Origin of the sequence: Novipirellula caenicola (assembly GCF_039545035.1) — a bacterium.
Lineage (GTDB): Bacteria > Planctomycetota > Planctomycetia > Pirellulales > Pirellulaceae > Novipirellula > Novipirellula caenicola.
On sequence record NZ_BAABRO010000001.1, the window covers coordinates 1119517 to 1133861 of the forward strand.

The window sequence follows — 14345 nt, forward strand, 5'->3', positions numbered from 1 at the left end:
GACCAAGGATTGAGCGAATTGTTATCGGGCGGTTACGCAGCGTCAAGCGAATGCGTTCGGTGCGCCGCGGATTTTCATCGGGCTTCACCTAATCTAAATGGTCAGTTCGCCATCGGCTTGATATCACAAGAGGCCAAGAGAGCCAGGCGAAAAGTTTTTTGAACTGACTTGACGAACCGTATTTCGCTGGTCATCGTAATGGGCAGCAATGATCTTTGGTCGGACCATTTTGCAACATAACTCTCTCTCTATTAACGAACGTCCCCAATGACTTCGCTGGTTCGGCCTGTCCTATCGAGCATCCTGTGCTGCATGATTGCCTTCGGGCATGCACCAGCATGGTTGCACGTGGCCACCTGCGAAGGTGGTTGTGGTGAAGTTGCCGTTTCAGATGCCCCGAGCACCACTTGCTCGCACGGATGTTGCCACCATTCCTCCAGCGCGGCGGACTCAGACAAGCCGATAGAGGATCCCGATCGGCCTGCCGAGCCGGCAGATCAACACGATTCAGACACCTGTGCGTTATGCCAGTCACTGGCCAGTTCGATCGGGGTGGTCTCTGTTTCGACGACAACGCTTGCACCGGAATATGTGTGCGAGTTTCTGTTAGTGGGTACCGACCAAGATCCGGTCGTCGCCCCCTTCTCTATCGCCAAACCGCGTGGACCGCCCGCTTTGGCGTAAGTGCTTCGGTCTGCGTGGACATGGCATAGGCTTTCAGCCTGTGTGCGGTCGTTTCGTTGACACCCTGGAAGCCAATCCCACAGATTCTCCACCCAATGGACCTCTGACTTCACATGTCCCGCCGCGCGCGGTGTGATCGGTCAACGGTCCGACCAAACCCGATCGGTTATGCCTGCGCGGTGGGGCTTCTTTTGCAAATCAAGGCTATCGGTGCGCCACAACTCGCACGCTAGCTAATCAAAACAACGTGTGCGGTTTGTTCGTCGCCGCTGCACACGCCTGCACTGGTCATGCGGAACCTTTGGTCAGGCGGCAAAACATTTTTTCAGTAAACTCGTTTTCATGATAGGAAAACAAAATGCGTAAGTTGTTTAAGAACAAGAAGGGCCAAGGCCTGGTTGAGTACGGTTTGATCATCGCCGGTGTGGCATTGATCTGTGCCGCGGCCGTTTCAGTATTCGGCCACAAGACCAGCGATTTGATCAGTGCGACCGCAGCGATTCTTCCTGGCGCACACCCCGATGACAACGGACCGATGGTCAGTGGCAAGCTGATTGAAACCACCGGTGCGGATTCTGGTGCAATCGCTCTGGACGCCGCGACGATTCTCGCTAATTCAGACTCCGGTCGCCTGGACGGCAACGTCTTGGGCGCCTCAGGCGATGGTTTCGGCGGATTGATCCTCGAAGGTGGAGCGCCAGCACCCGCAGCTGGCCAATAGTCGCACTATTAATCGCACGGACGCATCAACCATTCATGGCGACTTAACACGCCATGAGTGGTTTTCCTTTTTGCATTTTGGAATTGAATCGACGCCTTCATGCTGACTTCCACACTCACCGCCGCCTTCGCGTTACTGCTGATCGCATCCGTTTGCGACTTTCGCTCACGTGAGATCCCTGATTGGATTTCGATCGCGATCGCCGTCGTTGCGATCGTCGCTTCACTGGCTGGTTGGCTTGGAATTGGATTGATGTGGGCCGTCGCAGGTGGAATCGTCGGATTGTTGCTCGGCTACGGATTGTTTCAATTCGCTCAGCTTGGTGGCGGCGACGCAAAGCTGATCGCCTCGCTGGGCATGTTATTGGGGCCAGCCGGGATATTGATTCTGTGTTTTGGAATGGCCATCGCCGGTGGCGTGCTGTCGCTGATCGCGATGCTTCGCGGCCAGCGAGACTACGCCTACGTTCCCGCAATTACGGCTGGATTTGTTTGGTATGTTAAGATCGTTTCATTGCTCTAGTCCCTTCACTCTTGGCTTTACAGGGGAGAGGGTTAGCGGGCAATGGGTTTGGTCAATTAAGTTTTCGCACAAAGGGATGAAACAAATGTCAAAATCACTCATGATCGCCGCGATGGGATTCGCATCCGTAGTCTCGTTGTCAACCGTCTATGCCGACGATCACGCGGGGATGAAAAAGGAACACGAAGCCGCTCATGCCCAGCACGATAAGTGGGCGGCTGAGCATGCAAAGATGCGAGTCGAGCATCTGCGGGCGCTCGCTATGATCGCCAAGCTCCAGGCTCATATCTATGAGCACGAAGCGGAACTGGTCGAGCATGACGAAGAAATTCGTGCTCACGAAGACCATGCGATGCACCACGCCGAAGAGATCGCGGCGCACGAAAATGATGGCGATGCCAGCGACCATGAGCACTTGGAAAAGGAGCACGCTGCCTTCAATGCTAACCATGACGCGATGGCCAAGAAGCACGATGAAGTGAAAGCCGGACACGAAGAACTTCACAAGGTTCTGGCGAAGCTAATGGAACTGATGAAGAACGTGAAATGAAACGCGTCCGTCCCCAATCCCGCTCCGGTCAATCGCTCGTCGAGTTCGCCGTCGTCGCACTTGTCTTGTACATGTTGCTAGCGGCGATCTTGACGTTCGGGCATGCGTTGTATGTTGCGCAAGGCTTGCAAGGAGCGGCGGATTTGGCGGCGCGGGAGATTTCGCGTACACCGCTTCCGGCAGTGACCACTTTTGAGACGGTGATGACCGATGGTTCGCTCGACGCAGTATATCAAGACGATTTCTTGGTGTTCGATCTCGATACGCTTGGCGGCCAATCATTTTTTGAAGACGTCGTGCCGGAATGGCCGCTGGTTAATCAGCAACTCGCGACAGTGATGATTGTTGATCGACCGGACTTCGACGGCGATGGCACTCCCGATGCGAATTTGATTCGATATCCGGGTGCGCTGCTGAGTGATCCGTCAACGATGACGGGATACACGGTTGGCATTCCGCTTGTGACTGGTCGCGACGGATCGGGGACTGAAACAATTCGTTGGGTCAAAGTTGTCGAAGAGATCGAAAGCGATGCGAATCTTGATCCCTTCAGCGTTGCCTCACCCCAGCAAGGGATCGTCGCACTGCGAATCAACTATCCGTTTCAATCGGCGTCGATGAGTAGCTTTCAGCCCAACGTCGCCGGGCCATTTGAACCATCGGTCGGAAATCGCAATGTCGCGAATGACGGTGGAGTGGCTGAGTCGAACGAAGCGGATCGTCCCGGTGACTTGATCGCCCGGCCATTGCTGTCCGGTGACAACTATTCGGGAACCTATGGCGGGGAATACGGATTAGGTGCTCAAGGAGTTTTCGGTCAAATCGTGCGACCATTTCGCCGAGTGATTTCGGCACAAGCGATTTATCGACGCGAGGTGTTTCAGTGATGATTGCACCCGGCCTGCTCCCGGATTTTGCTTCGCTCGCTCCGACCTCCCCCGGCTTCGCTGGGGGAGATGATATGACACATTAAACGATTCAAACAACACGGATGTTGCAAACCAACACATAGAAGAAAACATCCATGCCACCACGAAACTATCGCAACTCCACTCGTCGGTCGCGAATGCCAACGCTGATCCTCGGTGGACTCGGCCTATTCGCTCTTGCGTCCGTCGGGATTGTCGGCACGCTCTGGCTTGCCGGTGTGCCATTAAATCCGTTCGCTGATCGCGAACCGGTCGAAGCCCCGTTCATGGTTCGCATTCCGATCAATTCGCAGGCGATCCCGGCCTACAGTCGCGTGGATCGTCGGCAATTGATGAACCCGTCCGACGGCGGACTGATGTTTCAAAAAATTCCACCGCAAGCCACTGTTGGAATGTCGATTGTGGGCGTGGACCAGAACGGATCGCACGTTGAAAGTCGTGTCGAGTCGATCAAAAATGTAGACGACGAAGTGGTGTTTGTGGTCAGCGGCGGAGCCGAAGTGCGACAGGGGCAAACGTTCTCGTTGGGCGGTGCGATCATGAACATCAACGCGATCATCGGTCGCGTTGTCAAAGCGGATAAACGTGCGGGAATGGGGTTTCAGGAAAGTACGTTCTTTCCGCAAGGAACGCCCGAAGGATTGGCGGGCGCTACGCCGCACGGCATGAGAGCGATCACCTTGGACGCGACTCGTTTGACCGGCGTCCATTCACTCGGTGCCGGCGATTTGATCGACTTATTGGCGAGCGTTCCGATGGGCGATGATTCGTCGTCGAAGCCGGCAACCGCCAGCGAAGTTCAACTGTTGGCTCAGAACGCCAAGGTGCTGCGTCCGGTTTACGTGCGCAACGAAGTCTCCTCGTCGGCCTCTTTGATGAACGGCAAGACGATGCAAAACGTTCCGAAGTACGAAGTCGCGATCGCGGTTGCGGCGGATGACGTCATCCCGCTGCAAAATGCGCTCAATCAAGAACTACCGATCACTTGCGTTGCTCATTCGATGAAACCGGAAAGCGAAAATGACGGAAGTTTGATGACCGCTCGCGTCGACGAAGTTCGCGTCCCCGTAACGGTGCGACCGATCTTGGCTTACGCGGTTGTTTCTCGCGATGCGTTCGTCAGTCCCGCAACGCGAGCGGTAAAGACCGAGACGATTTCAAGACAAGAGGCCGATCGCATCGGAGCGATCACGTCGATCAATGAAGCACTAGGCGCGATCGTGCGACAAGATATCCCGGCGGGGCGGTATTTGCGGCACAGCGATTTATTGAAAGGACCACCCGAAGATCAAAAGGAAGAGAGTGTTTGGTCGAAAACCGAGGGTTCAACGGTCGTTCGTTCGCTAGATGAAACTCAATTCGTTTCGACACTGCAGCAGCCTGCACTCGACGCACCTTCCGCTGCGGCGGTCGGGGATAGGCCAGCGATTTCTAGTTTCATTCCACCAGGAATGCGTGCATTTGCGATCCCGTTCGATAGTTTGTTGGGAAGTGAGCATCTGCAAATTGGCGATAAGATCGATCTGATGGTCAGCTATGCCATTACAAAAAACAAAAAGGAAACGATCACAACGCCTGGTGAAACCAGAGTCCTTGAACGAGAACTGGAACGATCTCGAGAGACGGAGCGTGGATTTGAGGAGACGTTCGCTTACCGAGGTGAACCATGGTTTGTTGCGATGGAGGCCGTCGTTATCGGTCCCCTTGGATTCCCAGCACCCGCACCTGCGAACCGACAATTGCAAGAGCTTGAAGAGAATAGCAAAGATGGTGCCAAAAGTCACATCAAGCTTGGTCGACCGCCCATCATGATCGCAGTCAGCAATCTGGATGCGGAAAACGTCGCAGCAGCGTTGGTGACCGAGAACCCGCTGTTTTCATTTTCGATCTATGGCGAGGAGAGAATTCGTCCCGGCATGAAGCGCGTCGCAATCGTTCCCGGAAAACTGACACGACTCGATGCATTCGACGAAGCGGTTTACTTAACAAACCGTCGTGGGCCAATGTACCGCTACGTCTCTAACAATGATCCTCGATTCGCCGGGGCGATTGAATCGAGCGAGATTGGTTTCTACTACGGCAGGGTTCTCACTCGCACGAAGCAACGATGGGAGGTTCTGCGAGAAGATGACTTCTTTCCGGCTGGAATAACCGCCGGTCTCGCCGCGAAGCTACAGCCGTGCAACTCCGTTCTTGTCGTTTCCCCGCAGGAAATTGAATCTCTTGGCAATTTTGAAGAAGGCGACTCTTTGTCGATCCTGCTTCGCGATGTTTCGTCCATCTCAAACGACGTGATTTACAGCGGCTTGAGTCGTAATCGCCCTTGGTCAGAAGTCGTCGTTGACAATGCCTGGATCATTAGGGTGGATACCGCTGCGATCGCACTTGAAATGCACAACAGCGATGTTTCGGTTCTACAGGCGGCGCTTGCCTACGTTAAGTCCTCGGGTACAAACAGCAGAAACGATTCAGGCAGTGATCGTCGTGAAAAACGCGAGACTGGACAAGGGTCTGGACGTGATGACCCACGCGACAAGAATAGCGGTGATCGCGGCACTAGCAACTCCGTTGCAAGCCTAGTCGCCGTTGTTCGACCACGTACGAATGCCGCTTTGAATCATCCCTTAATTTTGAATTCAAGTGTTGGGCAACCACGAATTCCTAATTTTGATTCCACGGATAGTCTTCGTTTCATGGACGTGATCGTCGGTCGTAACCGCGACACCTACGCTTTTGATCGGGAGTAGCCAAATGCTTCAACGTCGATTAAAGAACAGGCGAGGCGGTTACGTGTTGGTGTTGGTCGCAACGATGTTGTTCGGACTCTTCGCGATGGCGGCGCTGGTTATCGACTTAGGCTTTGCAAGGGTTGCACAGCGACAAATGCAAACCGCAGCCGATGCGGCGGCGCTCGAAGGTTTGCGTGGAGAAGGAATCGTGAGCTACGGCGATCGCCAAGTCGCCGCCGAAGTGTTGATCGCTTGGACCTTCGACGATGACCTCGATGAAACCAATGGCGATATAGGTGCTTTAGGCGGCGGTCCGATCGTTGCCTTTTCAGGTGGCGCGGGCAATCTCGATTTGAACGCTAGTGAACTGATGACGGTCGATACAAACGATCAAACCTACAAACCGACGATGCAGCGAAGCTTGAATCCCGTCAATGGAAGCGAATTTACGGTGGCGATTCAACGAGGTGGCACGGTCCTCGAACCGTATGATCTTCTTTCTGAAGGTCCGTCGGTTCCGTACCTGTTTGCGAGAGGTTCTCTGTTGAATCGTGAAAGCATTGGAGATGGAATTGCTGCCGGAGGGGTTGCGAGGGCGGTCACTGAGAAAGCGTTGAGTGTTGGCCCACCGATCAACGACACGGCTGGTAGTTTGATTTACCCTGGAGCAATCGCGATCGGATATTCCTTGGCGGATTGGAACGGATCACGATCCAACCCGCGGCAAATGGACACACCCAAAACGGTGATCGGCCAAACAGTCACCGATGTCGGTGGAGCCACGCCAATTGACGGTTATTGCTGCATCTTTTCCACCATCGACGGAGTTGATCGAGTCGTTGGCTTTGGGAGGATTGAAGGTGCAGTCGCTTTACCCAGTAGCGTTGCGATCGCGAACGCGATCGGGAGACAAGGCTCTGCCTGGAACCAAATCGACGCGACCGTTCGTGACGATGTGATGACGCAGAATAAAACTATCGTCGGCGGCCTCTTGGTTGCTCGTTTGGCCCCCGGAACCTAACCCATGTCAATCACCGCATCCGTTTTAATCCTCAGCACCGACGATAAGATCGTCGAAGAAGCCAAGTTGGCGTTTGATGGCTTGGGTGACAACACGCCTCGGTTTCGGTTGGTAAAACAATCTAGTCATCTGTTCGAGGCTTTGCGGACTCAGTCGATTTCGTTGGTGTTGATTGAATTCTCCGCCGACGCGAAAGAACTGACTGGCGTCGTAAATCAGATTCGCTCCGCTTCGCCGCAACCCCGAGTCGCAGCGATCTTGCGTCCCGAAGGCTTCCCAGAAAACGTCAATGAGTCTGCCGCTCTGATTGACGCGATGCGCTGCGGAGTGTGCGATTTCCTCAGGCGGCCTCTTTCGACTGCGGACTTGTCCCGTTTGATTTCGCAGCACCCCACCTCGAACGCTGGCGGTTCATCGTCGACATCCAAACCGCTCGGACGTGTCGTGTCGTTCATCAGCAACAAAGGCGGCGTTGGTAAATCGACGCTGTCCACCAATGCCGCGGTGGCGATCGCGCGTCGTGGCAAGCAGAGCGTGTTATTGATCGACGGGTCGATTCAAATGGGGGTAGCTGCGGCACTTCTGGATTTGCGGCCGTCCGCGACGCTGACCGACTTGGCTCGTGAATCCGATCGGCTCGATCCAACCATGATTCGCCAAACGGCGGCGGTCCATTCATCGGGGTTGCATTTGTTGGCGGCTCCGGCTGATGCGGTCGAGGCGATGGAGATCGACGATCTGTTGATCGCCCGCATCATTACACTGGCTCGTCAAACCTATGACGTCGTGATCGTCGACACGTTTCCGATGTTCGATCAAGTCGTGATCGCGGCGTTGGACCTCAGCGACCGTGTTTATGTGGTGCTAGAGAATGTATTGCCGACGCTGCTGGGCGGTGTAAAGCTACTGAGCGTTTTGGAGCGGATCGGTTACCCAGCCGAGCGTCAATCGGTGATCTTAAATCGACAGCAACGGGTCACAGGGAGTCTGTCGGTGGACGACGTCGCTGACCGACTGCAGCGAGACATTGACCACGTATTACCGTTCGACAAGAAGGTCATGGCGGCGGCGAATTGCGGCGTGCCGATCGCGATGGCGACTATCCGATTCAGCGGTTTCAGCCGCGCACTCGAAGAACTAGCCAGCGATGTGGCAGGGCAACTTGATTCGACCGAGTCGCGAGTGGTCTTGAACGAGCAACCACTTGTCGCTCCCGACCCGGTCGCAGATGAGTCGCCGTTTTCATCGTCAACGGGAGAGATTGACCGATGAGCAAGGATCCAACGAATCCATCTTCCGAAAAACCATCGGCTCGCGAACTGTTCTCGCGTACCAGTTTGCGTTTGCCCGGTGAACGAGTGCGCGCGGAATCGTCGCGGCAATCGAGCAAAAGTTTCGCCGGCTCCGCAGTCGTTTCGCAAACATCAGGCAACGCCTCGTTCGCGTCCGTGAAAGCGGCCATGCACACGCAGTTGCTCGAAGACTTAGATCGACGAGACCGGATCACGGCGAGTGAAGATGAACTGACCGACTTGGTCAAGGACTACGTTGCTGATGCGCTCGCCACGCAGGATTGGCCGCTGAATGATCAAGAACGCCGCCAGATGGTTGATGACCTGATCGAAGAAACGATCGGCGTCGGACCGCTTGCACCGTTGCTGGCCGATCCCGCCGTGACCGACATATTGGTCAACGGCCCCCACACGGTCTTTGTCGAACGGTTCGGGCAACTCGAATCGACCGAGGTTCGCTTTCGCGATGACGAACACCTGACTCGCATCATCGGCCGCATTGCCGCTCGCGTGGGCCGACGGATCGACGAAAGCTCGCCGATGGTCGACGCCCGGTTGCCTGATGGCAGCCGCGTCAACGCGACGCTACCGCCGGTGACGATCGACGGTCCGACGCTGTCGATTCGTCGGTTCGGTAGACGTCGGCTGCGCAGCGATGACTTGATGCGATTGGGGATGTTTTCGCCGGCGATACTGGAGTTCTTGCGTTTGGCGATACGCGGTCGCATCAACATGATCGTCTCGGGCGGCACCGGTTCGGGTAAATCGACGTTCCTGGGTGCGCTGGCCGAAGCGATTCCTGACAGCGAACGCGTCATCACGATCGAAGACGCCGCCGAATTGCAACTGGATCAACGTCACGTCGTGCGGATGGAAACGCGACCGCCGAACATCGAAGGTCAAGGCCGCATCGTGGCACGCGACTTGGTTGTCAATGCTCTACGGATGCGGCCGGATCGAATCATCGTCGGCGAAGTTCGATCGGGCGAGGCGCTGGACATGATGCAGGCGATGAACACCGGTCACGACGGATCATTGACGACGATCCACGCCAACTCGCCACGCGATGCGGTCGCTCGGTTGGAAACGATGGTGTTGATGGCTGGCATTGACTTGCCCGCTCGCGCGATTCGCGAACAAGCGGTCTCGGCGATCGATATTATCATTCAAGTCAAACGGTACGAAGATGGCGTCCGGCGGGTCCAATCGATCTCAGAATTGGTTGGCATGGAAGGCGATACGGCGCAGCTGCAAGAGATTTTTCGTTTTGTTTCGACGGGGAAAGCGAACCGTCGGATCACTGGCGAATTTGTTGCCACGGGAGTCGTGCCGCGGGTGGCTGAGCGTTTGCGAGAGAATCATGTTGATGTGCCCATGCAACTGTTCCAACGGCCATCGAGAATGTACTCGGCGAGTCCCGACGACACGGACGAATCGGATCGGCGGGGATCATGGTAGTTGTCGGCGTCATCGCGTTATGGGCGGTCGTCGGTTTGGTCGGCGTCGGAGGTTATCAGCTCTACACACTTCGCCAACGTACCTTTGATCGCTTCGCCGAAGCGACCGAAGACTGGTCGGATCGTTCGAGCGACTCGGGCGATCGTTCAACCGATCAGGCGTTCGATCCCGCGTTGTCGACTCGGAGATTAGCACGTCGCTGGATTTGGGTGCCATGGGCGATCGGCGTTCTGGTTGCATTAACCGTTTGGATCGTGCTGCGATGGCCCGTGCAATACGTCTTGGCGATCGGTGCGGTGGTATCGTTGTTGCTCAATCAACTGGAAAGCTTTCTTCACACGCGACACGTCGCCAAGCTCGAACGGCAACTCGCCGACGCGATCGACATCATGGTCGGCGCGGTCAGTGCGGGAGCGGCACTCGGGCCAGCGATGGACGCGGCGACGCTGGAAACCGATCGGCCGTTGCAACCCTATTTGCAAGAAATTTCAGGCCGGATTCGTTTGGGCGATGATCCGGCATCGGTGTTTCGATCGTTGGCCGACCGTGTGCCATTGGAAACATTCTTGCTTTTTTCATCGTCGTTGGGTGTTCATTTTGAAGTCGGTGGCCGGCTTGCGCCAACGCTTGCGACCGTAGGGCGGACGATTCGTGATCGGATCGAAATCACACGGCGGATTCAATCCAACATCGCTCAATCTCAATTCAGTACATTCGCGATTCTCGGGTTAATTTATTTGATCGCCGTGATCGTCTGGCGAAACGGTCCCGAACCGATGGTCGAATTCGTGACCTCGACAGTGGGCAGTTGGTTCATCGCCGGTTCGATCATCTTGCAAGCGTTAGGAATCGCCTGGATGAATTTCATCTCAAAGCCAAAATTCTAGAGACGTATATCAGCAATGAACCTTCTCATTTCTGCATTCTTCCTGACCGTTGTCTTTTTAATTGCGTGGTACGCGATCCGTTCGATGCTATTGCGAGACAAAACGCTCGCACGCTGGGAGCAATCGGCGGACATTGACGTCACCGCTGCTCTCGATTCCTCATCGCCGCGAGGTTGGTTGTCGGGTTGGTTGTTCCTGGCTGGCTATCGCAGAGGTTCAGCACCCTGGGTCTTTATCGCAGCGATGATCGCTTGCACCGCGATCGGCTTAGGTGCCGCAACCTTATTCCTGTTGTCGGGTTTGCAAGATGTCATGGAGCAGACAGTCGTGTTGGTGCCTGGCGGAGTCGGTGAAACGTTTTTGCCGGTCGTGTGGGTGGCACCTTGGATCATCGCGATCTTGTTGATCTGTTTACCAGTAACGGTAGTCCGTTCAGCGCGTCGCAAACGAGTGGCATTGATCGAACAGGACTTACCGCTCGCAATGGAACTGATGGCGACACTAAGCGAAGCCGGATTGAGCTTCGATTCGGCACTGCTGCGAATCTTTAAAACTCGCCTAGCCGGACGTCCGCTGGCAAATGAACTGAACATGTACCAAGCCGACCTGCTCGCAGGCCGGCCAAGAATTCAGTCATTGCGGCGACTGAGCGGTCGGATTCGGATCGGTTCGATCTCGATCTTGGTCTCGGCATTGGTACAAGCCGAGCAGATGGGAATGGGCATTGCCAAAGTTCTCCGTACGCAAGCCGATGACATTCGTGCGCGTCGCCGCGAAAAAGCGATTGCATTTGCCAATTCCTTACCCGTCAAGCGTTTATTCCCGCTGGTGATTTGCTTTCTGCCCGGATTGTTCGTATGGACGCTCGGACCCGCGTTTGTCCAGCTATTCAAGCTAACGGAAACCTTCACCCGCGGCGGAGGTTTTTAAACGGCGATGCCAAAACTCATTAACACAGCCACAGGCGAAACGATACTTGAGCATCTGGAAGTCGCCGACACCTTTTGGCAACGATTCAAAGGTTTGCAGTTTCGATCGCCTTTGCCGACTGATACTGGCTTGCTGATCTCGCCCTGTTCGTCGCTTCACACTTGTTTCATGCGGTTTCCGATCGACGTGGTCATGTTGGACCAAGAACTACGCGTCGTCGGAATTCGAAAACAGGTTCGGCCTTGGAACGCCATCTTTTGTGTTCCAAAAACCACCTCGGTCATTGAAATCACGTCCGGCTTTAAATCTTGGACGGTTGGCCAAAAGCTGAAAATTGTCAGCGGTATCGAAGAACGTCCCTTTAAAAAACAGGCGAGAAACGCATGCACACCCATTCGCATGAATTGACGCTCGGCGTCGCATTCTTTCTTGGCGCTTTGCATGCCTTGGAACCCGGCCACGGCAAGACTGCGATGTTGGTTGATCGGTTCGGGAATCAAAGCAAGCTGTACGATGGACGTCCTCGTCCGTCGAGACCGAGAGCGTCTAAACAACGACGGACGAGGACGTCCATCGTACGGCTACATGAGCGTCGTCGGAAACCGGAAGCACGGTCAGCGGTATCGAAGATGCGTCCCTTTAAGAAATAGGCAAGACACGTATGCACACCCATTCCCATGAACTGACGCTCGGCGTCGCATTCTTCCTTGGCGCTTTGCATGCCTTGGAACCCGGCCACGGCAAGACTGCGATGTTGGTTGATCGGTTCGGGAATCGAAGCAAGCTGTACGATGGACGTCCTCGTCCGTCGAGACCGAGAGCGTCACAAAAACGACGGACGAGGACGTCCATCGTACGGCTAAATGAGCGTCGTCGGAAAGCGGAAGCATCGTCAGCGATATCGAAGATGCGTCCCTGTAAGAAGTAGACACAAAACGAATGCACACACATTCGCATGAATTGACGCTCGGCGTCGCATTCTTTCTTGGTGCTTTGCATGCCTTGGAACCCGGCCATGGCAAGACCGCGATGCTGGTTGATCGGTTCGGGAATCAAAGCAAGCTGTACGATGGACGTCCTCGTCCGTCGAGACTGAGAGCGTCACAAAAACGACGGAGAAGGTCCAAAAACACGACGGACGTGGACGTCCATCGCACGGCAAAATGAGCGTCGTCGGGAAGCGGAAGCACGGTCAGCGGTATCGAAGAACGTCCCTGTAAGAAATAGGCGAGAAACGTATGCACCAACATTCCCATGAACTGACGCTCGGCGTCGCATTTTTCCTTGGCGCTTTGCATGCCTTGGAACCCGGCCATGGCAAGACCGCGATGCTGGTTGATCGGCTCTGGAATCAAAGCAAGCTGTACGATGGACGTCCTCGTCCGTCGAGACCGAGAGCGTCCCAAACACGACGGACGTGGACGTCCATCGTACGGCTACATGAGCGTCGTCAGAAAGCGGAAGCGCGGTCAGCGGTACCGAAGATGCGTCCCTTTAAGAAATAGGCAAGACACGTATGCACACACATTCGCATGAATTGACGCTCGGCGTCGCATTCTTCCTTGGTGCTTTGCATGCCTTGGAACCCGGCCACGGCAAGACCGCAATGCTGGTTGATCGGGTCGGGAATTGCCGCTAGCTGTACGATGGACGTCCTCGTCCGTCGAGAGACTGAGAGCGTCCCAAAAACGACGGACGAGGACGTCCATCGTACGGCTACATGAGCGTCGTCAGAAACCGGAAGCACGGTCAGCTATACCGAAGAACGTCCCTGTAAGAAGTAGACACAAAACGTATGCACACCCATTCCCATGAACTGACGCTCGGCGTCGCATTCTTCCTTGGCGCTTTGCATGCCTTGGAACCCGGCCACGGCAAGACCGCAATGCTGGTTTATCTGTCGGGGGAACGTCGCAGTTTTTGGCATCCCATCGCGATGGGAATCTCCAGTGGCTTGGCGCATTCGGTTTCGCTGATCGCGATCGCAATGGCCGTTCATCTCACTCATCATCTGGTCACAGGCGATCATCATCACGATGACGAAGTCGTCACCCAATGGCTGCAGTGCATCAGTGCGGCGCTAGTGATGTGCGTGGGCATCTGGATGTTATGGGCAGCCTGGCGGTCCAAGCCGACGACGTGCGGTTGCAAGTCGCATCGCGAAGGAACTTGCGATTCCCGGCCGGTCTCCAAACCGTCGAGCTACTCGATGAGTGCGATGCTCGGTGTTGCGTTTGGTCTTTTGCCATGCCCATCGGCCTTGGCCGCGTACTTCACGAGCATGTCGACCGGATCGCCGGTCGCTGCGTACGCGGTGATCGGATTGTTCGCCACGGGGATCGCTTGCAGCCTCAGTCTTGTCGGGGTTCTGTTGCAACGTTTCGGTGGCAGCCTGATTCGCAAGGACAGCCGAATTGGAAAATTGCCGTGGCCGTACCTTCGCGCCGTCCTGATTCTGGCCGTCGGTGTTTTCTACTGCGGTCGGCTTGCGTTGGCTGCTTGATCGGTACTCCGGGGAGTCGCCAGCCACAAAAAACATCAACGAGAACGCAAAGGCTCCCTTTGATCTCGTTGGTGCAATGAGTGGGTAATCAACCGCAAGCGACAAGTCGTATGCTGATG

14 protein-coding genes are annotated in these 14345 nt (G+C 55.4%); 13 read left to right on the plus strand and 1 reads right to left on the minus strand.

Annotation, left to right across the window (positions count from 1 at the left end):
• Window positions 1-267: 267 nt before the first annotated feature.
• The 12 genes from ABEA92_RS03755 to ABEA92_RS03810 all read left to right on the plus strand — a co-directional run bounded on the left by ABEA92_RS03755 (window position 268) and on the right by ABEA92_RS03810 (window position 12131).
• Window positions 268-684 carry a DUF2946 family protein gene (locus ABEA92_RS03755; RefSeq protein WP_345682446.1) on the plus strand — a complete coding sequence of 139 codons (417 nt, stop codon included), beginning with the start codon at window positions 268-270 and terminating at the stop codon, window positions 682-684.
• 358 nt (window positions 685-1042) lie between these two features.
• A complete protein-coding gene (locus ABEA92_RS03760; RefSeq protein WP_345682447.1) occupies window positions 1043-1405 on the plus strand; it encodes a class III signal peptide-containing protein in 363 nt (120 codons plus the stop codon).
• 99 nt (window positions 1406-1504) lie between these two features.
• On the plus strand, window positions 1505-1927 hold the full coding sequence (locus ABEA92_RS03765) for an A24 family peptidase (protein WP_345682448.1): 423 nt from the start codon (window positions 1505-1507) through the stop codon (window positions 1925-1927).
• 85 nt (window positions 1928-2012) lie between these two features.
• Window positions 2013-2477, plus strand: coding sequence for a hypothetical protein (locus tag ABEA92_RS03770; protein WP_345682449.1), 465 nt, complete (start codon window positions 2013-2015; stop codon window positions 2475-2477).
• Window positions 2474-3364, plus strand: coding sequence for a TadE family protein (locus tag ABEA92_RS03775; RefSeq protein WP_345682450.1), 891 nt, complete (start codon window positions 2474-2476; stop codon window positions 3362-3364). The genes ABEA92_RS03770 and ABEA92_RS03775 overlap by 4 nt, the downstream gene beginning before the upstream one ends.
• A 137-nt stretch (window positions 3365-3501) precedes the next feature.
• Window positions 3502-6153, plus strand: a complete 2652-nt coding sequence (locus ABEA92_RS03780) for a CpaB family protein (protein ID WP_345682451.1) — start codon at window positions 3502-3504, stop codon at window positions 6151-6153.
• Between the two features lie 4 nt (window positions 6154-6157).
• Window positions 6158-7156 (plus strand): pilus assembly protein TadG-related protein, encoded by a 999-nt coding sequence (locus tag ABEA92_RS03785; protein ID WP_345682452.1) that lies wholly within the window; start codon window positions 6158-6160, stop codon window positions 7154-7156.
• A gap of 3 nt (window positions 7157-7159) precedes the next feature.
• Window positions 7160-8428, plus strand: a complete 1269-nt coding sequence (locus ABEA92_RS03790) for a CpaE/TadZ family protein (RefSeq protein ID WP_345682453.1) — start codon at window positions 7160-7162, stop codon at window positions 8426-8428.
• Window positions 8425-9906 carry a TadA family conjugal transfer-associated ATPase gene (locus tag ABEA92_RS03795; RefSeq protein ID WP_345682454.1) on the plus strand — a complete coding sequence of 494 codons (1482 nt, stop codon included), beginning with the start codon at window positions 8425-8427 and terminating at the stop codon, window positions 9904-9906. The genes ABEA92_RS03790 and ABEA92_RS03795 overlap by 4 nt, the downstream gene beginning before the upstream one ends.
• On the plus strand, window positions 9900-10793 hold the full coding sequence (locus ABEA92_RS03800) for a type II secretion system F family protein (RefSeq protein ID WP_345682455.1): 894 nt from the start codon (window positions 9900-9902) through the stop codon (window positions 10791-10793). The genes ABEA92_RS03795 and ABEA92_RS03800 overlap by 7 nt, the downstream gene beginning before the upstream one ends.
• 15 nt (window positions 10794-10808) lie before the next feature.
• Window positions 10809-11723 (plus strand): type II secretion system F family protein, encoded by a 915-nt coding sequence (locus ABEA92_RS03805; protein WP_345682456.1) that lies wholly within the window; start codon window positions 10809-10811, stop codon window positions 11721-11723.
• A gap of 6 nt (window positions 11724-11729) precedes the next feature.
• The gene (locus tag ABEA92_RS03810) at window positions 11730-12131 is read left to right on the plus strand and encodes a DUF192 domain-containing protein (protein ID WP_345682457.1); all 402 of its coding nucleotides are present in this window, start codon (window positions 11730-11732) and stop codon (window positions 12129-12131) included.
• A gap of 644 nt (window positions 12132-12775) precedes the next feature.
• On the opposite strand, the gene ABEA92_RS03815 is transcribed toward ABEA92_RS03810, so the two are convergent.
• Window positions 12776-13039, minus strand: a complete 264-nt coding sequence (locus tag ABEA92_RS03815; protein WP_345682458.1) for a hypothetical protein — start codon at window positions 13037-13039, stop codon at window positions 12776-12778.
• 479 nt (window positions 13040-13518) lie between these two features.
• On the opposite strand from ABEA92_RS03815, the gene ABEA92_RS03820 reads away from it, so the two are divergent.
• Window positions 13519-14226, plus strand: coding sequence for a HoxN/HupN/NixA family nickel/cobalt transporter (locus tag ABEA92_RS03820; RefSeq protein WP_345682459.1), 708 nt, complete (start codon window positions 13519-13521; stop codon window positions 14224-14226).
• Window positions 14227-14345: the final 119 nt, after the last annotated feature.